Below are 24,272 nucleotides of genomic sequence, written 5' to 3'. Positions count from 1 at the left end.
AATTGTGTTTTATTAACTAAGTAATAGAAATTCTATCTTTGGTAGAATAAAGGTAATTGTTTGCTGTTTGCGAAAATATTTGCATAATTTAAGTAACATTACTTGATAAGAATTAACTATGGAGCTTAATAAGATTGCGGCATCGATTTTGCTTTCTGGACTAATAATTATGATAGTTAGTAATGTAGTTGATATGCTTTATAGTCCAGAGGAGTACAAGATTGAACATCAAACGATAGTAGCTGCTGGCAGCAATGAGTCTCAGCAAAAAATCGAGCAAGTGGTGCTCGATATTGGAGCGCTCATGCAGAATGCTAGCTTTGAAAAAGGCAAGTCAGCAGCAAAAAAATGTATAGCTTGCCATAGTTTTGAGAAAGGTGGAATGAATAAAGTGGGACCAAACTTATGGAACATAGTTGAAAATAAAAAAGCCCATCTTGGCAGCTCATTCAGTTACTCAAAAGCACTACTTGAAAAAGGTGGGAAATGGGAGTATGAGGAATTATTTGCTTTTTTAAAAAATCCAAAAGCCTACATAAAAGGTACACGTATGGCATTTGCAGGCATTTCCAATCCACAAGAGATTGCAGATCTAGTCGGCTATTTGCGTTCGATGAGCGATAGTCCGGTTGCCTTGCCAAAGTAGTATGAATTATTGTAAATTACTCGATGGAAGTAATGGCCGTATAGCATATCGAAAGCTAAAAGGAAAGAAGGCTTCTATAGTTTTTCTTAGTGGTTTTGCATCCAATATGGATGGAACTAAAGCAACTGCCGTTTACAAATTTTGCCAAGAAAATGATATATCACTTGTGCTCTTTGATTATTTTGGCCATGGTAATTCAAGTGGTGATTTTACTGATTATGCAATAAGTGATTGGCAAAAAAATTGTGCTAAAGTGATAAGTGAATTAACTAGCAACAAACAAATAATTATAGGTTCAAGTATGGGAGGATGGCTGATGCTGCTCACTGCCCTTCAATTTCCAGAAAAAATTGCAGCATTAATCGGCATATCATCTGCTCCTGACTTCACTGAAGGTTTAATATTCAAGCAATTGTCAGACAAGCAAAAAGAAGAGCTAAGCTCTAAAGGTGTAATAGATTTTACTTCGGAGAATTGTGCATACAAAATAACTAAAAATTTGATCGAAGATGGCAGAAAGAACCTTCTTTTAAACAGAGAAGCAATAGATATAAACTGTCCTGTGCGCTTATTGCATAGCATTAATGATAAAGATGTTCCTTATCAAACTTCATTGAATTTAGCTGAAAAAATTAAGTCAACAGACGTTGAAGTACACCTAATGAAATCAGCAGAACACAACATGTCTGACGATCATTCACTGAAAATTTTATTTAAGACCATCAGAGAATTTTTGCCAGGAGAAATATATAATTGAAGTAATTCAGATGTGTTTGTCGTAAGAGCTGCAGTTATAGCTTCAACAGTAGGCACTATTCTTGATCACCTCAACATTTTCTCTTGGCAATTCTTTAATAAATCGAGAAGTGCGCATTGGTTGCCACTGATTATTAATTTCTCTCCTATCTGCACATGAAATGATTAACCTTTCTTTTGCTCTAGTTATGCCAACATATGCAAGTCTTCTCTCTTCTTCTAAAGCTTTACCACTTTTATCTTCAAAAGATCTTTGATGAGGAAATAATCCTTCTTCCCAACCAGGTAAAAACACGCACGGGAATTCAAGCCCTTTAGCCGCATGAAGAGTCATAACATATACAGTGTCATCGCTACTCATATTATCCACCTCCATCACCAAACTAATATGCTCCAAGAAGGTTATAGTGCTGTCAAAATTCTTCAAAGATGAAATGAGCTCTTTAACATTTTCTATTCGCGCTAAGCCCGTCACTCCTTCATTCTCAAGCATTTCCATATATCCTGATTGATTTGCTACGATTTTAACAAATTCATGCAGTGGTTTTACGATTACTATTTCTTCCCAAGCTTTAATTTTATTTAAAAAATCATTTATTGAGAGTTTAATTCTTTCGGTTACTTGATCACTATTAACCAATATTTTTGCTGCCTGAAAAAAAGAAATTTTGTTATTCTGAGCAGTCTTGTGTATTTTCTTTATAGTTGTAGCTCCTATGCTTCTTTTGGGACAATTTACGATCCTTTCAAAAGCGAGATCGTCATTATTATTTGTAACAAGCCTCAAATATGCAATTATATCCCTTATTTCTTGACGTTCGTAGAATTTTACGCCACTTATAATCCTATAGGGTATTGAATACTTTATGAAATACTCTTCGAACACTCTGGTTTGAAAAGTCGCTCTTACGAGCACTGCAATGTCACTAAATCTGTATTTATTGAGCTTTAATATCTGTTCGCTTATGAACCTTGCTTCAGCTTTCCCGTCCCATAATTTTATTAGATTTACCTTTTCCCCTTCAATGTTTATTGTCCACAACTTTTTTTCTAAACGAGTCTTATTGTGATCGATAACATATGATGCAGTTGCAAGTATGTGGGATGTTGACCTGTAGTTACACTCCAGTTTAACGGTTTTTGCATTTTTAAAATCATCGGAAAATTTAAAAATATTTTCAACCTCTGCGCCACGCCAACTGTATATCGATTGATCGTCATCTCCTACACAACAAATATTTGAGTGCTCTTTTGCAAGATATTTTAGCCAAAGATATTGTATTGCATTTGTATCTTGATATTCATCTACCATGATATATTTAAACTTGTTTTGGTAGTAGGATAGAACCTCGATCTTTTTATTAAAGAGTTGTATGTTATATAGCAATAAGTCACCAAAATCGATAGAGTTAAGGATTTTCAACCTTTCCTGATACTGTTGATAGACTTTGAGTGCAGTTACGTACACTGGCCTAAACGATTGAACGTCTTCCACTTCGAATGGTAGTAAACACTTCTCTTTCCATTGCTGAATAATATTCATAATGGTCTTACATTTTTCTGATAGGTAATCAGGGTTGATTTCATTCATGATGTTTTTTATCACTTGTAATTGGTCATCCACACCAATAATTGTAAAATTGGAATTTAGCCCCACGACCTCAGCATGATGACGTAGAACTTTTGCTGCAATTGCATGGAAAGTGCCAAGCCATGGTATGTTTGTGCCCGTGAGTTCAAGCACTCTTGACATCATTTCATTTGCTGCTTTGTTCGTGAATGTCACTGCTAATATTTCATCAGAATAAGCGTGACCGTTTCTAATTATGTGCGCTATTCTTGAAGTAATCGTTCTTGTTTTTCCCGTTCCCGCCCCTGCCAATATCAAAATCGGCCCATTTAAGTTAGTTACAGCTAATTGTTGTTCTGGATTTAACAGTGAGAGATAATCGTTCATTGAAGCCCTATAGACTATAACTTCTTAAAGTTAAACCTATGATCCAAATCTTGTAAAGATTTTATTGAATAGAAAAGTGTAAAGAATGCTTCACTCAAGTACTACATATTTAAACGTAGTTTTTTTATCTATCTTGTTTTAGTAGCTTCAGGTGTATGTCGAGTAACAACAGCTTGATTTGAGGTATTGGCACTAGAGCTTCTGCTTGTTTGGTGGATAGGTGGAGTTTTGAATGGCTTACGATTCAGTTCCTTCATCTTGCTTCCTCAGCTTTAAAGGAAGTTTTTCTGGAACATAGAAGTTATGCGTTTTAGGTCATGCGGTGAGATTTTCATATGTTTCTTTCAATCAAACTCCGATATCATATATAAACCCATATGCTTTTTCTTTAAATTCTCTCCATGATCTACCTAAACTGGCTAGTGTATTTTATTGAAGTAAATTGTCACATAACCTCTTGTGGTATATTAATAACTCTCTCTATTTAATTTTTCACTTTGCTTGTCACAAGTTTTGAAGTAACCAAATATGTTATACATTTTGAGCCATAACTAACTGTTAACACGCGTATATTATACATTAATAAATTAAAATTGTCAAGAGTGTTTGTGTGACTGAGAAAATGCTCTATTTAAAATGGAGCTGAAGCTTGTAGTAGAATATTCTCAAACGTTCAATAGAGTATTGACTTTACAGCAATAATTGCTTTAAGTTAATAGCTGTTGTTGCAGTTAAAGTATCAATGCCTTTTTTCTTTTGTTCTTTTGCAGTTCTAAGCATCTTATCTGCTGTTTGTGTAATTAGCGTAAGGAATCCTGTGCATGCAGTGTTATTTTTAATTTTCACTTTCGTTAACTCTGCGGTGCTTTTTATTCTCCTTGGAGCTGAATTCATTGCTATGATGGTGCTGATAGTATACATCGGTGCAGTTGCAGTGTTATTCCTCTTTGTAGTCATGATGCTCGATATCGACTACATAAGATTGCATCAGGGTTTTGCAAAGCATTTAACTCTTGGTGCTATGTTATGTGTTGTGTTTTTTCTAATCATCAGCTTTGTAATCCGCAGCTCAGCACCAAATATAAGCAATGTTATAAATTATAATACCAATAACGTGAAAGCTATCGGTAATTTGCTCTACACTGACTACATGTACGCTTTTCATCTTTCTGGAATTTTGCTACTTATTGCAATTGTCGGTGCAATTGCTCTTACTTTGCAGGACAAGAAAAAAGGAATTAAAAAACAGAATGTATTCAAGCAATTGGCACAATCTTCATCTGTTAAATTGATTAAGGCTAAATTTGGAAAAGGGGTAGAATGGAAATAGGATTAAATCATTTTTTGATAGTTGCTTCTATTTTGTTCACTATTGGTGTGTGTGGTATTTTCATTAACCGTAAGAGCATAATCAATATACTATTATCAATAGAAATATTATTGCTGGCAATTAATATCAATCTAGTTGCTTTTTCTGCCTTTATGAATGATATAGTTGGGCAAATTTTTGTGATGTTTGTGTTGACTGTTGCGGCAGCAGAGTCAGGAGTTGGGCTTGCAATATTGGTTGTATATTATAGAAGCCGTGGCAATATAGATGTTGAAAAAGCGAACTTAATGAAAGAATGAAAGTATGATGGATGTACTGAAATTAATAGTATTTTTGCCACTCTTTGGTTCGCTATTTGCAGCACTTTTTAGAAAAAGTCAGTTAGTTACAACGGCAGGGATTGGAATATCTGCAGTTTTATCTTGGTATGTTTTTCTTACCTTCTCTGAAAATTATCACTTGAGTTTATTTCCTTTGTTTTCATTGAGCATCTTAAAAGCAAATTGGGCAATTAGTGTGGATGCTCTCTCATCCTTAATGCTTATTGTTATTACCACCGTTTCACTGGTAGTACATCTCTACTCTATCGGTTATATGGAGCATGATAAGGGGAAGTCGAGGTTTTTTTCTTACCTATCACTATTTACGTTTTGCATGATTGTGCTGGTTGTAAGCGATAATTTCGTGCAGCTTTTTTTTGGCTGGGAAGGGGTTGGCCTATGTTCTTATTTACTCATAGGATTTTGGTTCCAAAAATATTCTGCAAATAATGCAGCAATTAAAGCATTTGTTGTGAATAGGGTGGGAGACTTTGCACTATTGATTGGAATCTTTCTTATTTATTATACATTTCACTCTTTGAATTTTACTGAAGTTTTTGACACAACTGATCTTCTTGTTACGCAGAACATTAGGTCATTCTGCTGTGAATTCAAAGTAACTCATATAATATGCATATTACTTTTTATTGGCTGTATGGGTAAATCTGCACAGCTTGGTTTACATGTTTGGTTGCCAGACGCAATGGAAGGGCCAACTCCTGTTTCTGCACTTATTCACGCAGCAACGATGGTAACAGCAGGTATATTTTTAGTAGCAAAGTGTTCTCCATTGTTTGAGTTATCAAATGTGGCACGAGAATTAATAGTTATCGTTGGAGCACTCACTGCTTTTTTTGCAGCCACCGTTGCAATTACTCAGAACGATATAAAGAAAATAATTGCTTATTCAACCTGCAGTCAACTTGGTTATATGTTCATGGCATGTGGGCTTTCTGCTTACAATTTTGCTATTTTTCATTTAATGACACACGCTTTTTTTAAAGCTCTACTATTTCTTGGTGCTGGCAATGTGATTCATGCAATGCATCATGAGCAAAACATTCAGAAAATGGGAAATTGCTGGAAGAAAATACCTTGCACTTATACTCTCATGTGGATTGGATCTCTTGCGCTTTCTGGAATATTTCCATTTGCAGGTTTTTACTCAAAGGATTTGATAATTGAACATGCTTATAGCACTGATAGCTTTGCTTTTGTAATAAGCCTAGTTGTTGCATTCTTCACAGCTTTTTACTCTTGGAGGTTATTGCTTCTTGTGTTCCACAGCCAAAAACAAAGTAAAATTAATATACATGAGGTACCAAAGATTATGCTTATACCATTACTGATACTCGCTTTTGGATCAGTATTTTCTGGAATATGGGGAGCAAATATTTTGAACATAACTAGTAATTCGTTTTGGAAATCAAGTTTAGTGATGATTGATGAGCATGGATTTTATAGTTTCTTTATAAAACTACTACCAACCTTAGCAAGCCTAAGTGGAATAGCACTTGCGTGCCTAATTTATCAATATCAAGTAATTAGGCAAATTAAGAGTAAATTTTTACTTAAGTTTTTGCAGAATAAATGGTACTTTGATGAGGTGTATGAGTTTGTTATAATAGCACCGATAAGGTTTATATCTAGGCTTCTATGGAAGCTTGATGTTAAGGCTATTGATTCATTTGGACCAAATGGTCTTGTAAGGTTGGTTAATGAATGTTCAAAAAGTTCTATAAAATTACAAACTGGTTATATATTTGATTATGCATTTATTATGTTTGTTACTTTAATAATCGGTGCTTTATATATTATTGGAATTAAATAGAAGGTGTTGTTACTTAGTATATTCTTACTTCCACTGATAGGAGCGTTGATTTTATCCTTAATCAGGATTAATCATCAATCTATACACTTAAGATTCCTTGCTCTATTTTTTGCTGTACTTCCATTTTTGCTTAGCATTGTAGCTTGTATAGAATTTGATTATAACGATGCGAACTTTCAGTTTGTCAGCCACCCAATTAGAAATGTTGGAATAGGGATAGATGGTATATCGTTGCTTTTCCTTCTGCTTACAACTTTCTTGTTTGTAATTTGTATACTCTACAACTGCAAAATGAGTTATACAACTCTTAGGCTATATATGGTATTATTTCTACTGCTTGAAAGTTTTGTAGTCGGTTTTTTCGTTTCACTGAATGCTATAAGCTTTTATGTGTTTTTTGAAGCTGTTTTAATACCAATGTTCTTTATTATTGGTATTTGGGGAGGAAAACACAGGGTATATGCAACGTTTAAGTTATTTCTTTATACATTAACTGGCTCATTATTATTTCTACTTGGATTGGTGTACATCTATAGCACTTTTGGGACGTTTAATATACAAAAATTAGCTACATTAGTGCCAAACCTTGATCTTGAAGTGCAGTCATTGCTGTGGATTGCATTTTTTATTTCTTTTGCAATAAAAGTACCGATGTTTCCATTTCACACTTGGCTTCCTGATGCACATGTGCAATCACCAACTTCTGGATCTTTGATTTTAGCTGGCTTGCTTATTAAAATGGGGGGATATGGATTTTTAAGGTTTTCTATTCCAATGCTTCCTCAGGCAAGTTTGTATTTTTCAAATTTCGTTGTTGTGCTGAGCATTATTGCGGTGATATATGCTTCGCTAGTTGCGTTTGCTCAAGATGATATAAAGAAGTTAATAGCTTATTCTTCAATAGCACATATGGGGATCGTTACCGCTGGCCTCTTTTCATTTTGTGAGGAAGGAGTACTGGGTAGTATATTTCAAATGATTAGTCATGGCCTTATTTCTGCTGCTTTATTTTTATGTGTTGGAATGCTATATACTCGAACTGGGACTTTGGAGATTGCAAAATATTCTGGCATAGTAAACACAATGCCAAAATTTGGTTTTATGTTCATTTTGTTTTCAATGGCTTCAATAGGGCTACCTGGAACATCTGGGTTCGCAGGTGAGTTTTTGGCTATGGTTGGGATGTTTAAGAGCATAGGGTTTTTTACAGGATTTGTCGCACTTGGCACTATTTTAAGCGCAGTTTATGTGCTGAATTTATGTAAGCAAATAATATGGGGTGTTAGCTATTCTAAATTATTAGATAACCGTTTGGATAGCATAGAATTTTCTGTCTTAATTCTACTTGCAGTGTTTGTTATTTTGCTTGGATTTTATCCAACCCTTGCACTGAATTATTTGAAGCCATGTATGGCAAATTTGTTAGTCAAATATAATGCGTTATGAATTATATACAGATATTGCCAGAAACGTTCTCTATTATCTCCTCGTTAGTGTTATTGCTGCTTGGGATTATATTTAACCGCAGAACTATCAACTTATTAGCACTTGGCTGCACAGTGGTAACTTTGATTATTTTAATTCTTTCGGCAGAAAACAATGAAATTTTTCTCTTTAATTCGTTGTTAAAACTTAATTTATGCATCAGGTTAGCCCAAGGGTTAATTCTCAGCACAGGAATTTTAATACTTTTGATGCTGAATTTATCAAAATATGACTATAAATATGAATTTTCAATACTGATTCTTTTTGCACTGTTTGGCATGATAACTTTAGTTTCAGCAAATAGTCTTATTTCTTTTTACTTAGCTTTTGAGTTGATGAGTATATCTTTGTATGTTCTTGCGAGCTTTAATAAAGATTCGATTTATTCATGTGAAGCAGGAGTAAAATATTTTACACTTAGTGCACTATCTTCCTGCATTATGCTATATGGAATGTCGCTGCTTTATGGATATACAGGGCAAGTCAATTTCCCTGAGCTCGGTTCATTCTTGCAAAACCATCAGATAACTTATGGAATAGTTTTTGGGTTAGTCTTTCTCCTAATTGGTTTGTGTTTCAAGCTTGCTATTGCTCCTTTTCATATGTGGGCTCCAGATGTCTATCAAGGTGCACCTACCATAGTAACTGCGTTTTTTTCTACGGCCCCAAAAGCTACACTTGTAACATTTTTAATTCGATTGATGAATGAAGAGTTAGTAAATGTAAAAAGTTATGTTCAGCCTTTTTTCTTATACGTTTCAGCATTGTCTGTGCTTATCTCAGCTTTTGGGGCCTTGCATCAGCAAAACTTAAAAAGGCTGTTTGCTTACAGTTCAATTGGTCACATTGGTTTTATATTTGCTTCACTTTCTATTTTTACACAAGCAGGAACAGATAGTGCCTTAATGTATCTGGTGATATATATCATCACAAGCATAGGGATATTCTCATATCTCGTACAAATTGACGATGATGATTGTGATATTGCAAATTTATCTGGTATAGGAAAAAAGCAACCAATTTTAGCATTCCATCTTTCTATACTATTACTCTCGATGTCGGGAATACCTCCACTTGCAGGTTTTATCGCTAAATTTTTTATATTCAAAAGTTTAATAAATTATGGCTTTATCAGCCTGTCTTTGATTCTTGTAATAGCGAGTGTGATATCATGCTACTATTATTTAAATATCATGAAAGTTATGTATTTTGATAAAGCTAGTGGTAATAAGGTCGCTTATTCTAGGGGTCTATTCATTATCACTTCAGTGGTTTCACTGATCAATCTCGTTCTTTTCTTGTATGTAGAAGATCTTGACTCACTCATTAAACTAAAGGGCTGACAAGGTGATACTTGAAGGTTTTCGTATTTATCATTACAAAGAAGTTCTAAGTACTAATAAAGAAGCATTGGGTTTGATTGAGAAAGGGATATCTAATGAAACTATTATTATTGCCGATAAACAAGCAGAAGGTAGGGGACGCACTGGAAAACGCTGGATTTCTCAAGAGGGTAATCTCTATGCAAGTTTGATAATTAACCAAGAAAAGGATGTCAGCAAATTGACAGAATTGACTTTTGTGACTGCTCTTGCTGTTGGAGATACTTTATTATCGTTAAATTTCTTGAATAATCAAACCCACTGCGGTGTCATTCCAGTGTGTGACACTGAAATACATACTTTTTCTTCTGGATCCCAGTATCAAAGCACTGGGATGACAAGAGATCAATTCATAAACGATCTCAATCTTCAACATAAATGGCCAAATGACATTCTAATCGATGGCAAGAAAATAAGCGGAATATTGCTTGAAAAAAAATCCAATTCAAATTGGCTCATTATAGGAATTGGAATTAATATCAATCATGCGCCACTTCCAGGCACAACGTGCATTAGCAATTACGGTGAATCTGTGTCTTACATGGATCTATTAAAAGAATTAACAATAAACTTTAATAAGCTAAGAAAGCAATGGCTATTTGATGGGTTTTATGCTATAAGAGAAATGTGGTTAAAAAAAGCATTCAAAATGAATGAGCAAATCAGTGTGAAGTTAGCTAACAAATTGTATGAAGGAATTTTTGCTGATATAGATAAAAGTGGCAAATTGGTATTGCAGCAAAAGGATGGAAGCTTAATTCATTTTGATGCAGGTGAGTTATTTATTGGCAGTGCATTATGAATAGATATGTAATTTTTGCTTACCTTATTAGTTTTACGTTGATTACCGGAGAATTGATCCTTACCATTTCTTGCTATACTAAAAGTAAAAAAACTCTAAAAAGCCTGAAAGATAATAATGAAGAAGAAACATAAGCGATTAATTATAACTTTAGGAATTTTCTGCTTTTTAAGCTGCATAGTCTTTTTTGTTTTAACAACGCTCAAAGAAAATATCTCATTTTTCTATACAGTAAGTGAAGCCATAGTCTTGCCAAATAATCAAAAGCCAATCCGTGTTGGTGGAATGGTTATTGAAAATAGCGTGATACGGAGCGAAAGCGAAGTGATTTTTCAAATGACAGATTTTAATAAGAGCATTATGGTGAAATATCAGGGAATACTTCCACCAATGTTTTCAGAAAAAAGTGGTGTTGTTGTGCAAGGTAAAATATTTGATAATGGTACCTTTCTTGCAGATACGGTGTTTGCAAAACATGATGAGAACTATATGCCAAAAGTTTTAAAGTAGATTCCCTAATGCAGCTGTATTGAAACGATATGTAGAGAGAGTAACAGCCTGCTAGCAAGCTGTTACTTTCCTAACTACCATAGTATATCAGAGTGAGTTGCTGCTTCCCATTCTACATTATTATGGTCAATTATTGCTGTTTTTAACCCTTCAACTTCTCCCCTTAGGTGATCAAGTTCTTCTGCCAATGTTCTATAGTTTTTATTATTATTAATAAATCCATCCTGTTGAATTAACTCATTCAAATGAGATAAACCTTTGGCCAAGCGTTGGTTTGTATCAAGAGACTCTTTTCGAAGTTGTACTATGTTTTTGATAAGTGAGACATTCAAATTAGAAACAAACTTCTCATTTAAATCGTAGATTAACTTATCCATAACTTGATAGACGTAATGAATTGTTGCAATTTTATCTTCAATGTCCTCAAAGTTTGTGGGCTTAACTTTAACTTCTATATTGTCTATTTCTTCAAAGTTGAAATCGCTCATTTGGTTTATTGCTTCAAAGTTATTTTCGCTTTCTTGTTTACTGTTGTTACTCATGTTAGCTCCTATTGAAATGGCATATACAGACTGGTATGAGGCTGTTACTTTCTTATACTTTACAATATGTCATAATATGGTGGTGCCTCCTCAGGTAACATATCATTTAATTTAGCGGTTAAATCTGCTAGATTTTTTTTTGTAATCCTTGAGTTTCGTCGCCTATTATATCTTCCAAACTTTTAACTTTAGCTTGCTCTTTTTCTAACATAGTATTCAAGCTAATAATAAGTTGTTTATTAATATTATTAGCTAATTCATCAATTGCTTTTTTAACAGTACCACCACTAACCGCTTTTTTAAGGTCCTGTATATCCTTACTAGTACCTGTCTTAAATGTAATAAGATCAAGAGCGCTTATAAGTTGTTTTCCACTATTATCAGTAACATTATCCACTCTTTGTAAAAGGTTTTACGAGTTCTCACTCATATAAATTACCTCAATAAATTATTAAAGTTTAAATTATTTTTTAGTTTTACATGCACACTGTTGATTTATCAATATCCAAGTTCACAATAAATGATCTGTTACTGCAAACTCAGCATTAACATTTTGAAGAACGTAAGTTGATGGATGTGCATCATTCCAATTTGCTTCACTCTTCTCAGGAAGCATTCGTTCAACCTTACTCATAAGGTCCTTCATTTTTTCATTTTGCTCGTTAAATTTTTCCTTTAATGCTATTAATAATAGCACTAGACTGATCTTTACTGCCAAGATCACCAATCACAGATATAACTTTCTCGTGAGGCAATCTATGAATAATATCTTTAAGCTCTCCTGCACCTAAATTATCCAAAAGTTCTTTAAACTTCTCATGAGACATACTATGAGCAAAAGCTTTAAGTTTTTCTGGGTTGTTAGCTAAAGACTTAACAACCATCTGAATCTTATCAGAATCATCAGTTAACTCTCGAGTTACTATTGCAAGTTTCTCATGGTCTAGCTTGTTAATTAAATTATGTAATTTATCTCCTTCTATCATTTTTACTAGAGTTGGAAGTCGATCTTTTAATGTTTCATATGAAAGAGTGTTGAAAGTTTTTTCATCTGCATCTTTTATTAATTCTACAAACTGATCATTGCTCATTGTATTAATAACTTCCTGAAACTGATCCATTTTTAAGTGAGAGAAAATTTCTTTTACTTGATCTAGGTTAAAGTCTTTTACTAAGTTTGCAACCTGATCCTTATTTAATAAGGGGACTATTATTTCTAACTTTTTTTGAATCCAATGTGTGAGTAAGGGCTTTTAATTGATGATTGGTTAGATGCTTTACTAAAGCTAGGAATTGGTTATCTGTTAAGTGCTCTCCTAAGACCTGCAAATGGTTGAGCTCAGCTCAGGAATGATTTTTTGTAATTGCTCATTATTAAAAGTATTGGCAAGAGTTTTGAGTTGGTTGCTTGTTATACCATGAGCAAAGATTTTAGTAAACGTGTTAGATGACATCATTTCTTCCAATCAATTAGACAATATTATTTCTTTCGAATTACTATAATCATTACATGATATACTCTTGTTTAGTACTACACTGTGTAAGAGGCTAATAGTAGGCTCTTCAGTATCTCTGTCTATCATACTTCTTTGATAATCTGACAAGTAAATTTGATAATCATCACCGCTATTTTCAAGTGTAATATATTGGTATTCCACTGGTTCTATAAGAATACATGAGGATCCTTCTAACGATGGGGGTTTTATACTTACCAGCCTGCCATGAAAGTGTGCAAGAGAAAGGCATGGTATTGAAGCAATTACATTGTTTGCTTGGTCACAGATACTGATGAAAGTACACTATATTATTCCCGGTTTTACTTCAAATTTTGGGTGAAGAACACGCATTTCATTATCTAACGCTTCAAAATTCATTTTGGCAAGATTATATTCATAATATTTTTTCTGCCTGTACCGTAGTGAGATTGTTGAAACTGTTCAAAAATAGGAATATCGTTAGTATCACTAAAAGATTCTCCAGGCACAATCTTAAAAATATGTTTTTCTCCACTCATAGGTATTACCAAACCAATTTAATTATAGCTATTCTATTATTTACTGATTAATTTATTACTAAGTTAGAATGTATTGGAATTATAATAACAAACATCACTTGTGTTAGGAAAAGTTATAAGAAGAAATAGGGATTTTCAGGAAATAGATCAAAACAAGCTGTTTTAATAGGATTTATAGTATCCTAGGGATAATATAGATCGGTGGAGGCAAGCGGGATCGAACCGCTGACCTTCTGCGTGCAAAACAGATGCTCTACCAGCTGAGCTATGCCCCCAATTCCCACTTAAAGCATAAATCACTCACGCTGAAATGCAAGAAATATTTATCTGTTATGTTATTACTCAATAGTGCGCAAACTCTGCAGTTATGTAAAATTCTCTATCTTTTTAGAGTTATATCTCAGCTTTGCCAAATAAATCTGTTAGTTAACAAGAAATTTTCCTTCAAAAATTTTTAATTAAATTACCACTAACGCAGTGTATTATATAATTTATTTAACCACGCATGAAAATTTTAGTTTGATTAAAACAGATAAAAACTATATTACTGTTTAGTGTATCTGAAAAATAAAATGATCCCGTAGCTCAGCCGGTAGAGCAACTGACTTTTAATCAGTGGGTCACGCGTTCGAATCGCGTCGGGATCACTTACAATCTTAAAAGCATGCTAAAAGAACAGGACAAAATATTCACAAACTTAAATGGTAAAGAAACACCACTACTTGAGGGTGCAAAAAAACGTGGTAGTTGGCAAAAAACAAAGGAATTACTGGATTTAGGATCAGAAAAAATCATTGAGGAAGTAAAGAAATCTGGCTTGAGGGGTAGAGGGGGTGCAGGATTTTCTACTGGCCTTAAGTGGAGCTTTATGCCTAAAAATACTTCAAAAGCGTATTTAGTAGTCAATGCAGATGAGTCAGAACCTGGTACGTGTAAAGATAGAGATATATTACGATATGAGCCATATAAGTTACTTGAGGGAATTCTTCTAGCTGGCAGAGCGATCAGCGCATCAGTTGCATATATTTATATCAGAGGTGAATTTTATAATGAATATTTAGTTCTAAAAAAGGCACTTGAGGAAGCCTATAAAGAAAACTTAATTGGAAAAAATGCCTGCAAATCAGGTTATGATCTTGATGTATTCATTCACAGAGGTGCAGGAGCTTATATATGTGGAGAAGAAACAGCTCAACTTGAATCAATTGAAGGAAAAAAAGGCTTTCCTCGCATGAAACCTCCATTCCCTGCGGGTGTTGGACTTTTTGGCTACCCAACCACAATAAACAACGTTGAAACTATAGCCATGGTTCCAGATATTCTAAATCGTGGAGGGGAGTGGTTTGCATCTCTGGGTAAACCAAATAATACTGGCACTAAGGTCTTTTGCATTTCAGGGCATGTAAATAATCCATGTAATGTTGAAGAAGAGCTAGGAATTTCACTGCGTGAATTAATTGAAAAATACGCAGGTGGAGTGAGAGGAGGTTGGGATAATTTACTTGCTGTAATACCTGGTGGGTCTTCAGTCCCATTAATTCCAAAATCTATATGTGATACTATTGAAATGGATTTTGATTCATTAAGGGCTGTACAATCAGGGCTTGGTACTGCTGCTGTAATAGTGATGGATAAATCAACTGACATAATAGCTGCAATAGAAAGATTATCACATTTCTATATGCATGAGTCCTGCGGACAATGTACACCATGCCGTGAGGGCACTGGATGGGTGTGGAGAATTATGAGAAAAATGGTAGCAGGAAATATTAAACCTGGTGAAGTAGATAAGCTACTTGACCTTACAACTCAAATAGAAGGGCATACAATTTGTGCACTTGGCGATGCTGCAGCTTGGCCAGTTCAAGGGTTAATCAGACATTTTCGTCATATAATTGAAGACAAGGTAGTAACTTAACTTATACTTTTAAATGATTTTACTACTTAGCAGCTAAAGTTAAAGAATATTGATTTCCTTCCCTTTTAGGTGCTAATTCTACTTTTGCAATGTCTTCAGCGTCTCTAATTAGCCGTTTTAATTTTTTCAGCCCAACTTCAGTGTTTATAAGCTCTCTCCCTCTAAATCTCATTGTGACTTTAATTCTATGTCCATGCACAAGAAAATCCCTTGCTTGACGCAATTTTGTTTCGTAGTCGTGATCACCAATATTAGGACCCAGTTTAATTTCTTTTATAGTTAATGTTTTTTGTTTCTTTTTTGCTTCACTTGCCTTCTTTTTTATATCGTACTTTTGTTTGCTATAGTCAAGTATCTTACATACTGGAGGAGTTGAATCAGGTGCGATTTCTACCAAGTCTAAATTAACACTTTGTGCAACTTCCAAGGCTTGTTCTATTGGAACAATTCCGACCATTTCACCACTATGATCAACTAAGCGTACCTCCCTAGCCTTGATAAGTTCATTAATTCTGTTTTTATTGTTCTTTTTGACTTGCAAATTTTAGCTCCATTAATTCAAATTAATAATTTTTAACAGCAATTCAGTAGCATTCTCCAAAGAAAAAGACTCCTGTTTTTCCGATCCTAAATTTCTTACTGACACAGTTTTATTTGTAACTTCATTTTTGCCCATGATCCACAATATAGGTACCTTACTTGAACTATGCAAACGTATCTTATAGCTAATTTTTTCATTGGTCAAATCAGTTTTGATTCTCACACCTTGTTCTTTTAAAACGTTGCTGATTTCTGTAGCATAACCGTCAGCCTCATTTGTAATGGTCAGAATAGCAAGCTGTGTTGGAGCAAGCCAAACTGGAAATTTTCCTGCATAATTTTCTATTAAAATTCCAATAAAACGCTCAAAAGTTCCAAGAATTGCCCTATGTAACATGACAGGGTGATGCTTGTGCCCGTCTACTCCTATATAAAAAGCTCCAAGCCGCTCCGGTAAAATAAAATCAACTTGCAACGTTCCACATTGCCAATTTCTACCTATTGCATCTTTCAAAACAAACTCTAACTTTGGACCATAAAATGCACCTTCACCAGGATTAAGTTCATAACTAAGCCCTGCTTCCTTAACTGCTTCAAGCAATGCTCTTTCAGCTCTATCCCACACTTCATCATTACCTGATCTAGTATCTGGACGGTCTGAAAATTTCACAGAAATTTCATTGAACCCAAGTTCTGAATATACTTCTTTTAAAAGGTCACAAAACTTCACAGTTTCAGAATTCACTTGTTTTTCCATACAAAAAATATGTGCATCATCTTGCGTAAAACCACGCACTCGCATCAGTCCATGCAATGAGCCTGAGCTTTCATTTCTATGACATGTGCCAAATTCTGCCATACGTATCGGTAAATCACGATAGCTTCTGGTGCGAGAATTAAAAATCTGCACATGACAAGGGCAATTCATGGGTTTTATTGCTAGTTTTTTACTTTCAGATTCATCAATAATGAACATATTTTCACGAAACTTATCCCAATGTCCCGATTTTTCCCACAGCTCTTTGCTTACTAAAATAGGGGTTTTTACCTCAAAGTAGCCATTGTTCATTAACTTTTTTCTGATGTAAGACTCAAGAACATTATATAAAGTATATCCCTGTTCATGCCAAAAAATCTGCCCAACAGCTTCCTCTTGAATGTGAAATAAGTCCATATCCTTAGCAATTTTGCGGTGGTCGCGTTTTTCTGCTTCCTCCAGACGTTTAAGATAAGTATTTAATTCATCCTTATTTCTCCATGCGGTGCCATATATTCTTTGCAACATTGGGCCCTTAGAATCGCCACGCCAGTACGCACCTGCTACTTTCATAAGTTTAAACGCTTTAACTCTTCCAGTTGATGGTGAGTGCGGACCACGACATAGGTCTACAAAGTTGCCTTGTTTATAAACAGTTAGGTTTTCGTTTTCTGGTATTGATGAGACAATATCAACCTTGTATCTTTCACCTATACCACTAAAGAAATCAATTGCCTGCTTACGAGTCCAAACTTCTCGGACGAATCTGTGGTTATTTTTTATAATTTCCTTCATTTTTTTTTCTATTGCAGTAAGATCTTCCGTGGTAAAGGCACGATCTGTAGCAAAATCATAGTAGAAACCATCTTGAATTATTGGCCCGATAGTAATCTGAGTATTAGGAAAGAGCTCTTTTACTGCCTGTGCCATTATATGAGCAGCATCATGCCTTACTATATCTAAACCCGCTTCGTCACTCAGTTGTATTACCTCTATCTCTGTATCAGATTCAATTTCACGTGAGAGATCATATAACTCACCCTTTACCTTAAAGGCAATTGCTTCTCTCAAAGCATCCGGTTGTAATATATCAAAGCCAGTGACTCTACCACTGTATTCTTTTACTTTTTGTTCGTCTAAAAAGGTAACTTTTATCATTCATGAGACCTTTTGTCATCCCAGTGCTTGACATTGGGATCCATGTTTCTTTCTTTTCTAGATTCAAGCATCATGCGCTGGGATGACACCAAAAGGTGAGCTAATGATCTTTTAGTTAAATAACAGTTGCACAAGAGATCTATTACATACTTGCTGTAAGAAATTTTAATTGTTGACATACCTAGTTAATAATACAGCCTGTTCTTTTTTAACCTGAGTGCAATTGCTTCTTCCCAAACTTCACCATTACGCAATAGCTTTTCTTTATTGTACACTAGCTCCTCTCTTGTTTCAGTAGCGAATTCAAAGTTAGGACCCTCCACAATTGCATCAACTGGACATGCTTCTTGGCAAAGTCCACAATATATACATTTTGTCATATCAATATCATAGTGTTTGGTGCGGCGACTACCGTCTTCTCTTTCCTCTGCTTCAATAACTATTGCTTGAGCAGGGCAGATAACTTCGCATAACTTACACGCTATGCATCGTTCTTCACCATTTGGATACCTACGCAACGCATGCTCACCACGAAACCTTGGACTTAAAGGGCCCTTCTCCATAGGATACCTCAAAGTAACCTTTGGTTTAAACATATATTTTAATGTAATAACAAACCCTTTAATTAAGTCTACAAATAACCAGTACCAAGCTAATTTCTTGAGCATAAAATATTTAAAACTTGCGTCAGTCATTATAAATCATATTATCAGTTTTCAAAATAAATATTTTCACCTAGGTGACTTTTAGGTATTTTGTTCTCTTAAGTGTAATATTGCTAAGTAGTTCATATCAATAATGACAAACACAAATGAAACTATTTTCGCTTTATCGACCGTATTTGGTAAGTCAGGAGTTGCAGTAATCAGAATTTCAGGCAACTACGCGCTTAAAGCTTTAAATCATTTTCATATTAAGAAAGAAATTAAACCAAGATTTGCTACTCTAGTTGATATATATGATGATTCCAGTCAATTGATAGATAATGGAATAATTATCTATTTCCCTGCTCCAAACAGTTTCACTGGCGAGGATGTTATAGAGTTACAAGTGCATGGAAGTAAGGCCGTCATAAAAATCATCTTGGAGGAATTATCAAAAATTTTCGTTATGGCCAGGCCTGGAGAATTCTCACTTAGGGCTTTTCTAAATGGTAAATTTGACTTAATGCAAATAGAAGGGATTGCAGACTTAATTGATGCTGAGACGAAAATGCAAGCTAAACAAGCGATTAAGCAGATATCAGGAGAATTGGAGAGACTATACAGCAATTGGAGGCAAAGATTGATAACGATACAATCCAAAATCGAAGCATATATAGACTTTGCAGAGGACATTTGGGTGGAAAAAAGTGAATTGGAAAAAATTGATAATGAAGTGCAATCTCTCGTGCAGTTGATACAAGATCATTTAAATGATAATAGACGGGGCGAAAGGTTGCGTGAGGGTTTACATGTTGTAATAACTGGTGAACCAAATGTCGGTAAATCAACTCTGTTTAATTTCTTAGCCAAGCGTGATATTGCTATTGTTTCTGAATATGCAGGCACAACAAGAGATATACTTGAAGCTCATATTGACATTGGTGGATACCCAATCATTCTCTCTGATACTGCTGGAATTCGTGAGAGTTCAGATCCAATAGAATCAGAAGGTATAAGTCGAGCGAAAAAAAGGTCTTTTGAAGCTGATTTAAGGATAGAACTATTTCCTTTTGAACAGCGTCATAATATCAATTGCAACGTTGTAAATAGCGATACTATTTATGTACTGAGCAAAGCTGACGATGTTATCAATAATCACAATATAAAAGTTAATTGCATAGATCTTTTACCCATTTCTATTCTAAAGGGGATAGGTACAAACAAATTGATCTCTTTCATAAAAGAGAAGGCAAAGGAAAAATTTGGGCATGATAGAGATACTCCTGTGATTACTCGGCAAAGACATAGGAATCACATGCAGAAAGCACTGGAGCATTTACAGCGTTTTAATATCGACAATCCAATTGAGTTGATATCTGAAGACTTGAGGCTTGCTGCATATGCACTTGGTGCAGTGATTGGAATTATTAATGTTGAGGAAATATTGGACAGTATATTTAGTAACTTTTGTGTGGGCAAGTAAAGCTTTTATAGATTGCTTAAAATCAAATATTGTGATAGAAAAGAAGTGGACGGATGGCCGAGCGGTTTAAGGCACCAGTCTTGAAAACTGACGTACGTGATGAGCGTACCATGGGTTCGAATCCCATTCCGTCCGCGCAGCATCTCGCTATGATAGCTGATTTTAGAGCTTATTTAGACCATGTGGTTCATAACGCTAGAAATCTTATGTAATCTAGCCACACCTTTTAAAAATACATCCCTTTGTAAATTGACCCTGTTAGCAAAGAAAGCTAATATCTATAAATAGATCACCATTTGAATATGGAAACCGATATCGTAATAATAGGTGTAGGGCCTGTTGGAATATTCACTGCTTTTCAAGCTGGAATGCTTGATATGAGATGTCATGTAATAGATGTTTTAGATCAAGCAGGAGGACAGTGCACAGCTCTTTACTCAGAAAAGCCGATATATGATATACCTGGTTATCCTGTAATTACTGCCCAAAAATTAATTGAGCGACTAATGGAGCAAGCTTCACCGTTTGAGCCTGTTTACCATTTAAGTCAAAAAGTGGAAAAGATTTCAAATAACGAAGGTGAAAACTTTACTATCATAACGAACATAGGTACAGAGGTAAAATGCAAAGCCGTTATCATTGCTGCAGGTAACGGAATGTTTGAACCTAACCGTCCACCCTTAAGGGGTATATTAGAGTATGAAAATAAATCTGTATTTTATAATGTAAATAAAATTTTTGATTTTCAGGACAAAACTATAGTCATTGCAGGGGGGGGGGATTCTGCGGCTGATTGGACTGTAGAACTTTCTAAAGTTGCAAAGAAAATTTATGTGATACATAGGAGAAAGGAATTTCGCTGCACTCCTGAAACTAGAAATAAATTAGAATCACTTGAAAATAATGGAAAGATAGAACTGGTAGTCCCATATCAATTACACAAACTAGCAGGAGGTAATGGACAATTGAGCGCAGTGATAGTAAAAAACATTGCCTCCAAGGAAGAAAAAGAAATATACGCTGATTTTTTGCTGCCATTTTTTGGATTGTCAATGAATCTTGGACCAATAAACAGTTGGGGTATAGAGTTAGAACATGGCCGCATAACTGTCGACCCCGCTACACTTAGAACCAGTAGAGATAGAATATATGCAATCGGAGATATAGCTACTTATCCAGGCAAACTAAAATTGATACTAAATGGCTTTGCTGAGAGCGCTATGGCTTGTTATCACATATACAAAGTAATTCACAATTCTCCAGTTAATTTTCAATATTCAACTTCAAAGGGAATTCATGGAATTTAAAGAGTCAGAAGATCCATGAACCTACATGGAGTGATCTCAAGCATAAGGGAATACAAACAAAAAGATTACTTTACAAATTTACCCAACTCCCTTGCCGTGGCAATGAGAGTATTTATCCTTGTTTTTGACCTACAGGCTCAATGACAAAATTCAGTAAAAAACTCAGATATTTATTGGCAAATTACACAAAAATTATAGCTGTTGCATGTCTTTTTTATTTTTTCTACATTCAGCCAAAAACGCGCTTTAAATAAGCGTTAGCACATTGTTACAATGCCAATTTACATTATTATAGGGTCAAAACTCGTTATACGGCGGTTCTTTTGCCTTTTTCATTTGGTAAATTCTTAATACTTGTAACTAAAGCTTCAGGCCAGCACTTGATGCTTGAATCCAGAAATCTTTTGAGCACAAAAGTCATGATAGGTTTTTGTTGGTAAGAAACCAGTGTCAGCTACTCGGATGACACCAAAGGGGCACTTGGATAGAGGATGCTTGAATAAAACCATCATAAGGTGAAACTAGATTCCAGTGTCAAGCACTGTAATGACAAGGAAAGGGCTACTTGGATGACAAGAAAAAGGACGCTGATATGACACCAAAGAGGATGACACCACCATAAAGTAAATTCCACTCACACTATAGAAGACTAACATGAACTTTGTAAAATTTGTCGAACTATGCTTTCAAACGGTAGCACCGGGGTGTGAGTATAATGATTATCAATATATAAAAGTCATAGCGGATAGGCTTGAAGCGGCAAGTTCAGGTGAAGTGAAAAGAATAATATTCAATATGCCACCACGTTCAATGAAGTCCATTTGTGTAAGTGTTGCTTGGCCTGCATGGATACTAGGGAATCAGCCAAATGCAAGAATAATAGTTACAAGTTACTCTCGGTTGCTTAGCGAGAAGCACTCACTCGATACAAGGTGCATAATGCAATCTGATTGGTACAGAGAGCTATTTCCGAAAGTAGAATTGTGCAAAGATCAAAACACTAAATATAAATTTCAAACAGTGCAGAGAGGATGTCGAATTGCAACCTTAGTTGGAGGAATATTAACCGGTGAAGGTGGATATTTCATTATCGTGGATGATCCGCTAAGTCCCGCACAAGCTTTGAGCGAAACATTTAGAAAGCGTGCTGCAAACTGGTTTGATCAGGCTTTAGTAAATAGGCTCAACGACAGAAAAAAAAGGAGTTATCGTTCTTGTGATGCACAGACTCCATTGAGAAGATTTAACTGGTCACCTTCTCTGTAAACCAAGAAACATATGGCATCATGTCTGTTTACCAATAATATCTGAAGATAAGGAGATTACTTATTCAGTTAATAATCTGATTCCAGGGCATGAACAGGGAATATTCTCAAGAGAAGAAAGTCAATTGTTGTATTTCCCAACTGAAGGAAAAGAAGAAATTGAGATGATAAAAGCTGAACTTGGGAGTTATGGTTTTGCTGATCGATACCAACAAAATCCTCTGCCACTTTCAAGTGGTATAATTAAACGAGAGTGGTTGAAGAGCCATAAAAACTTTCCTGATAGCCTCTTGCATCTAACACAAAATTGGGATAACGCAATGTCAATGAACAATACAAGTGACTTTAGTGTCTGCACTATCTGGACAAAAGTAGAGAATACATTCTATTTACTCGATGTATATTGCGCAAAACTTGAATATCCAAAACTTAAAGAGAAAGTTCTATCGCTGGCTGCAAGGTGGAAGCCACACGCAATTTCAATCGAAGCAAAAGCAACCGGTCAGCAATTGATTCAGGAGCTCAGGAAAACAGTGATTTACCTATTATTCAAATAGTACCACATAATGACAAATTAACTCGATTTCACCGAATTGTCCCAATTATAGAATCTGAGGGGGTTTTTCTCCCCAAACAACCAGTATGGCTTAGCGACTTTGAGTATGAGATTTTAATGTTTCCAGAAATCCGTCACGATGATCAAGTAGATAGTATCGTGCAATATCTTAAGTGGGCAAGAAATAATATTGCTCTAGTGGCAGCTATACGTTCATTGTAGCTTGAAAAGGTTCTTCAGAATTGTGTATAATTCTTAACTGAGCTTATTTGACTTATCTATTTTCTGAATGATATTTTAGGGTTTATTGAAATAAATACTACACAAAAATTCTATCTCTGGGTGCTTAGATGAATATCTTTGTATTAGACGAAAATCCTGTAACTGCAGCACAAATGTTATGCGATAAGCATATAGTAAAAATGCCGCTAGAAACTGCTCAATTGCTTAGCAGTGTTTTTTCAATAGCATTAAAAGAGCCAAATCCTTTAGTCAGCATTACAAACCAGAATATAGAAGTTCCATATAAACTTACTCACAAAAACCATCCTTGTTCTTTATGGGCTAGACAATCAAAAGGAAATTTTGATTGGTTAATAAAACATGGAAAAGAATTGTGTATAGAATATAGCTTGCGATACAAAAGAACGCATAAATCCGAAGAAGTTATAGATTGGTGCAATAATAACAAGGATTTGCTAATATTTCGATCAGCTGATATACAAGCTTTTACACAAGCGTTACCTGATCGATATAAATGTAGTAACCCAATAGAAGCATATAGAGAATATTACCTAAAAGAAAAGAGGAGATTTGCTAAGTGGGAAAAAGGTAGAGAAGCACCAGGTTGGTTGCTAGACAAAATGCCATAGGTTATAAAATCATCCAAACCGATCATAAAAAAGGTAGAATTGAAGTTGCAAAAGCAATGCTGGCTGATAACATTGATGTTTATCAAGTTTATTGATCTTTCCATTTGTGAGATTAAAGGGTTCAGTAAACTGTTATTCCCATTACATGGTAGGCTACTTCCACTATAGAGTGTCATGTACACATCTGTACTAACAAG

25 protein-coding genes, 3 tRNA genes and 1 pseudogene are annotated in these 24,272 nt (G+C 34.9%); 17 read left to right on the top strand and 12 right to left on the bottom strand.

Annotated features, from left to right (window positions below; translation table 11 throughout):
* The first annotated feature begins 118 nt into the window (after positions 1-118).
* Together wTpre_RS03300 and wTpre_RS03295 are read left to right on the top strand one after the other, a co-directional pair.
* Positions 119-646 carry a c-type cytochrome gene (locus wTpre_RS03300; RefSeq protein ID WP_068651957.1) on the top strand — a complete coding sequence of 176 codons (528 nt, stop codon included), beginning with the start codon at positions 119-121 and terminating at the stop codon, positions 644-646.
* A gap of 1 nt (position 647) precedes the next feature.
* Entirely contained in the window at positions 648-1,403 is a 756-nt protein-coding gene (locus tag wTpre_RS03295) for an alpha/beta hydrolase (protein ID WP_068651955.1), read from the top strand.
* A gap of 42 nt (positions 1,404-1,445) precedes the next feature.
* Here the strand turns inward: wTpre_RS03295 and wTpre_RS03290 are convergent, their stop codons facing one another.
* The gene (locus wTpre_RS03290) at positions 1,446-3,359 is read right to left on the bottom strand and encodes an ATP-dependent helicase (protein ID WP_068651953.1); all 1,914 of its coding nucleotides are present in this window, start codon (positions 3,357-3,359) and stop codon (positions 1,446-1,448) included.
* A 690-nt stretch (positions 3,360-4,049) separates the two neighbouring features.
* Entirely contained in the window at positions 4,050-4,253 is a 204-nt protein-coding gene (locus wTpre_RS06670) for a hypothetical protein (RefSeq protein WP_245609572.1), read from the bottom strand.
* On the opposite strand from wTpre_RS06670, the gene wTpre_RS03280 reads away from it, so the two are divergent.
* The 8 genes from wTpre_RS03280 to ccmE are packed head-to-tail and all read left to right on the top strand — an operon-like array spanning position 4,159 to position 11,019.
* Complete coding sequence (locus wTpre_RS03280) at positions 4,159-4,689, top strand: NADH-quinone oxidoreductase subunit J (protein ID WP_245609563.1); 531 nt, start codon at positions 4,159-4,161, stop codon at positions 4,687-4,689. The two genes, wTpre_RS06670 and wTpre_RS03280, sit on opposite strands and share 95 nt — an antisense overlap.
* Positions 4,680-4,988, top strand: coding sequence for an NADH-quinone oxidoreductase subunit NuoK (nuoK, locus tag wTpre_RS03275; RefSeq protein ID WP_068651949.1), 309 nt, complete (start codon positions 4,680-4,682; stop codon positions 4,986-4,988). The genes wTpre_RS03280 and nuoK overlap by 10 nt, the downstream gene beginning before the upstream one ends.
* Before the next feature lie 4 nt (positions 4,989-4,992).
* The gene (nuoL, locus tag wTpre_RS03270; protein WP_068651947.1) at positions 4,993-6,840 is read left to right on the top strand and encodes an NADH-quinone oxidoreductase subunit L; all 1,848 of its coding nucleotides are present in this window, start codon (positions 4,993-4,995) and stop codon (positions 6,838-6,840) included.
* A 3-nt stretch (positions 6,841-6,843) separates the two neighbouring features.
* Positions 6,844-8,286: a complex I subunit 4 family protein gene (locus tag wTpre_RS03265; protein ID WP_068651945.1), complete on the top strand. Its 1,443-nt coding sequence runs from the start codon at positions 6,844-6,846 to the stop codon at positions 8,284-8,286.
* Positions 8,283-9,668 (top strand): NADH-quinone oxidoreductase subunit N, encoded by a 1,386-nt coding sequence (locus tag wTpre_RS03260; protein ID WP_068651944.1) that lies wholly within the window; start codon positions 8,283-8,285, stop codon positions 9,666-9,668. The genes wTpre_RS03265 and wTpre_RS03260 overlap by 4 nt, the downstream gene beginning before the upstream one ends.
* A gap of 4 nt (positions 9,669-9,672) precedes the next feature.
* Positions 9,673-10,509 (top strand): biotin--[acetyl-CoA-carboxylase] ligase, encoded by an 837-nt coding sequence (locus wTpre_RS03255; protein WP_068651942.1) that lies wholly within the window; start codon positions 9,673-9,675, stop codon positions 10,507-10,509.
* Positions 10,506-10,643, top strand: coding sequence for a CcmD-like small membrane protein (locus wTpre_RS05840; RefSeq protein WP_179945505.1), 138 nt, complete (start codon positions 10,506-10,508; stop codon positions 10,641-10,643). The genes wTpre_RS03255 and wTpre_RS05840 overlap by 4 nt, the downstream gene beginning before the upstream one ends.
* Positions 10,627-11,019: a cytochrome c maturation protein CcmE gene (ccmE, locus tag wTpre_RS03250; RefSeq protein ID WP_068651940.1), complete on the top strand. Its 393-nt coding sequence runs from the start codon at positions 10,627-10,629 to the stop codon at positions 11,017-11,019. The genes wTpre_RS05840 and ccmE overlap by 17 nt, the downstream gene beginning before the upstream one ends.
* A 74-nt stretch (positions 11,020-11,093) precedes the next feature.
* Here ccmE and wTpre_RS03245 read toward each other — a convergent pair whose 3' ends face one another.
* From wTpre_RS03245 to wTpre_RS03220, 7 genes are all read right to left on the bottom strand, one after another.
* Positions 11,094-11,561, bottom strand: coding sequence for a hypothetical protein (locus wTpre_RS03245; protein ID WP_068651938.1), 468 nt, complete (start codon positions 11,559-11,561; stop codon positions 11,094-11,096).
* Positions 11,562-11,688: 127 nt separating this feature from the next.
* Positions 11,689-11,958, bottom strand: coding sequence for a hypothetical protein (locus wTpre_RS03240; RefSeq protein WP_068651936.1), 270 nt, complete (start codon positions 11,956-11,958; stop codon positions 11,689-11,691).
* A gap of 114 nt (positions 11,959-12,072) precedes the next feature.
* A complete protein-coding gene (locus wTpre_RS07200; RefSeq protein ID WP_256359276.1) occupies positions 12,073-12,195 on the bottom strand; it encodes a hypothetical protein in 123 nt (40 codons plus the stop codon).
* A 28-nt stretch (positions 12,196-12,223) separates the two neighbouring features.
* Positions 12,224-12,682 (bottom strand): hypothetical protein, encoded by a 459-nt coding sequence (locus wTpre_RS03230; RefSeq protein WP_068651932.1) that lies wholly within the window; start codon positions 12,680-12,682, stop codon positions 12,224-12,226.
* Between the two features lie 345 nt (positions 12,683-13,027).
* Positions 13,028-13,219: a hypothetical protein gene (locus wTpre_RS03225; protein ID WP_068651930.1), complete on the bottom strand. Its 192-nt coding sequence runs from the start codon at positions 13,217-13,219 to the stop codon at positions 13,028-13,030.
* 212 nt (positions 13,220-13,431) lie between these two features.
* The gene (locus wTpre_RS05665) at positions 13,432-13,575 is read right to left on the bottom strand and encodes a hypothetical protein (RefSeq protein WP_157055010.1); all 144 of its coding nucleotides are present in this window, start codon (positions 13,573-13,575) and stop codon (positions 13,432-13,434) included.
* Between the two features lie 202 nt (positions 13,576-13,777).
* Positions 13,778-13,850, bottom strand: a tRNA-Ala gene (locus tag wTpre_RS03220).
* A 299-nt stretch (positions 13,851-14,149) separates the two neighbouring features.
* On the opposite strand from wTpre_RS03220, the gene wTpre_RS03215 reads away from it, so the two are divergent.
* Positions 14,150-14,222 (top strand) — tRNA-Lys (locus tag wTpre_RS03215).
* 17 nt (positions 14,223-14,239) lie between these two features.
* Positions 14,240-15,493 carry an NADH-quinone oxidoreductase subunit NuoF gene (gene nuoF, locus wTpre_RS03210; protein ID WP_068651928.1) on the top strand — a complete coding sequence of 418 codons (1,254 nt, stop codon included), beginning with the start codon at positions 14,240-14,242 and terminating at the stop codon, positions 15,491-15,493.
* Between the two features lie 22 nt (positions 15,494-15,515).
* Here the strand turns inward: nuoF and infC are convergent, their stop codons facing one another.
* The 3 genes from infC to nuoI form a co-directional block, all read right to left on the bottom strand.
* A complete protein-coding gene (gene infC, locus wTpre_RS03205) occupies positions 15,516-16,034 on the bottom strand; it encodes a translation initiation factor IF-3 (protein ID WP_068651926.1) in 519 nt (172 codons plus the stop codon).
* A gap of 12 nt (positions 16,035-16,046) precedes the next feature.
* A complete protein-coding gene (thrS, locus tag wTpre_RS03200) occupies positions 16,047-17,948 on the bottom strand; it encodes a threonine--tRNA ligase (protein ID WP_068651924.1) in 1,902 nt (633 codons plus the stop codon).
* A gap of 185 nt (positions 17,949-18,133) precedes the next feature.
* Positions 18,134-18,616 (bottom strand): NADH-quinone oxidoreductase subunit NuoI, encoded by a 483-nt coding sequence (nuoI, locus tag wTpre_RS03190; protein ID WP_068652629.1) that lies wholly within the window; start codon positions 18,614-18,616, stop codon positions 18,134-18,136.
* A gap of 130 nt (positions 18,617-18,746) precedes the next feature.
* Between nuoI and mnmE the strand changes: the two genes are divergently transcribed.
* From mnmE to wTpre_RS03165, 5 genes and pseudogenes are all read left to right on the top strand, one after another.
* The gene (gene mnmE, locus wTpre_RS03185; protein ID WP_068651922.1) at positions 18,747-20,075 is read left to right on the top strand and encodes a tRNA uridine-5-carboxymethylaminomethyl(34) synthesis GTPase MnmE; all 1,329 of its coding nucleotides are present in this window, start codon (positions 18,747-18,749) and stop codon (positions 20,073-20,075) included.
* Positions 20,076-20,122: 47 nt separating this feature from the next.
* A tRNA-Ser gene (locus wTpre_RS03180) sits at positions 20,123-20,210 on the top strand.
* Between the two features lie 167 nt (positions 20,211-20,377).
* Positions 20,378-21,382: an NAD(P)/FAD-dependent oxidoreductase gene (locus wTpre_RS03175; RefSeq protein ID WP_068651920.1), complete on the top strand. Its 1,005-nt coding sequence runs from the start codon at positions 20,378-20,380 to the stop codon at positions 21,380-21,382.
* 654 nt (positions 21,383-22,036) lie between these two features.
* Positions 22,037-23,425: pseudogene (gene terL / locus wTpre_RS03170) on the top strand (phage terminase large subunit).
* 128 nt (positions 23,426-23,553) lie between these two features.
* Positions 23,554-24,075 carry a pyrimidine dimer DNA glycosylase/endonuclease V gene (locus wTpre_RS03165; RefSeq protein ID WP_068651918.1) on the top strand — a complete coding sequence of 174 codons (522 nt, stop codon included), beginning with the start codon at positions 23,554-23,556 and terminating at the stop codon, positions 24,073-24,075.
* Positions 24,076-24,272 lie beyond the last annotated feature (197 nt).

Source organism: Wolbachia endosymbiont of Trichogramma pretiosum, from assembly GCF_001439985.1.
Taxonomy (GTDB): domain Bacteria; phylum Pseudomonadota; class Alphaproteobacteria; order Rickettsiales; family Anaplasmataceae; genus Wolbachia.
Note: the sequence above shows the minus strand (reverse complement) of the source record. Positions and strands in the feature narration are given on the sequence as shown.

Coding starts and splice junctions, on each gene's coding strand:
- nuoK (WP_068651949.1), top strand. CDS start 4,680: ATGGAAATAGGATTAAATCATTTTTTGATAGTTGCTTCTATTTTGTTC.
- wTpre_RS03295 (WP_068651955.1), top strand. CDS start 648: ATGAATTATTGTAAATTACTCGATGGAAGTAATGGCCGTATAGCATAT.
- wTpre_RS03260 (WP_068651944.1), top strand. CDS start 8,283: ATGAATTATATACAGATATTGCCAGAAACGTTCTCTATTATCTCCTCG.
- wTpre_RS05665 (WP_157055010.1), bottom strand. CDS start 13,575: ATGAGTGGAGAAAAACATATTTTTAAGATTGTGCCTGGAGAATCTTTT.
- nuoF (WP_068651928.1), top strand. CDS start 14,240: ATGCTAAAAGAACAGGACAAAATATTCACAAACTTAAATGGTAAAGAA.
- wTpre_RS03165 (WP_068651918.1), top strand. CDS start 23,554: ATGAATATCTTTGTATTAGACGAAAATCCTGTAACTGCAGCACAAATG.
- wTpre_RS05840 (WP_179945505.1), top strand. CDS start 10,506: ATGAATAGATATGTAATTTTTGCTTACCTTATTAGTTTTACGTTGATT.
- wTpre_RS03300 (WP_068651957.1), top strand. CDS start 119: ATGGAGCTTAATAAGATTGCGGCATCGATTTTGCTTTCTGGACTAATA.
- wTpre_RS06670 (WP_245609572.1), bottom strand. CDS start 4,253: ATGAATTCAGCTCCAAGGAGAATAAAAAGCACCGCAGAGTTAACGAAA.
- wTpre_RS03230 (WP_068651932.1), bottom strand. CDS start 12,682: ATGGATCAGTTTCAGGAAGTTATTAATACAATGAGCAATGATCAGTTT.
- nuoL (WP_068651947.1), top strand. CDS start 4,993: ATGATGGATGTACTGAAATTAATAGTATTTTTGCCACTCTTTGGTTCG.
- wTpre_RS03290 (WP_068651953.1), bottom strand. CDS start 3,359: ATGAACGATTATCTCTCACTGTTAAATCCAGAACAACAATTAGCTGTA.
- ccmE (WP_068651940.1), top strand. CDS start 10,627: ATGAAGAAGAAACATAAGCGATTAATTATAACTTTAGGAATTTTCTGC.
- wTpre_RS03245 (WP_068651938.1), bottom strand. CDS start 11,561: ATGAGTAACAACAGTAAACAAGAAAGCGAAAATAACTTTGAAGCAATA.
- mnmE (WP_068651922.1), top strand. CDS start 18,747: ATGACAAACACAAATGAAACTATTTTCGCTTTATCGACCGTATTTGGT.
- wTpre_RS03175 (WP_068651920.1), top strand. CDS start 20,378: ATGGAAACCGATATCGTAATAATAGGTGTAGGGCCTGTTGGAATATTC.
- wTpre_RS07200 (WP_256359276.1), bottom strand. CDS start 12,195: ATGAGTAAGGTTGAACGAATGCTTCCTGAGAAGAGTGAAGCAAATTGG.
- thrS (WP_068651924.1), bottom strand. CDS start 17,948: ATGATAAAAGTTACCTTTTTAGACGAACAAAAAGTAAAAGAATACAGT.
- nuoI (WP_068652629.1), bottom strand. CDS start 18,616: ATGCTCAAGAAATTAGCTTGGTACTGGTTATTTGTAGACTTAATTAAA.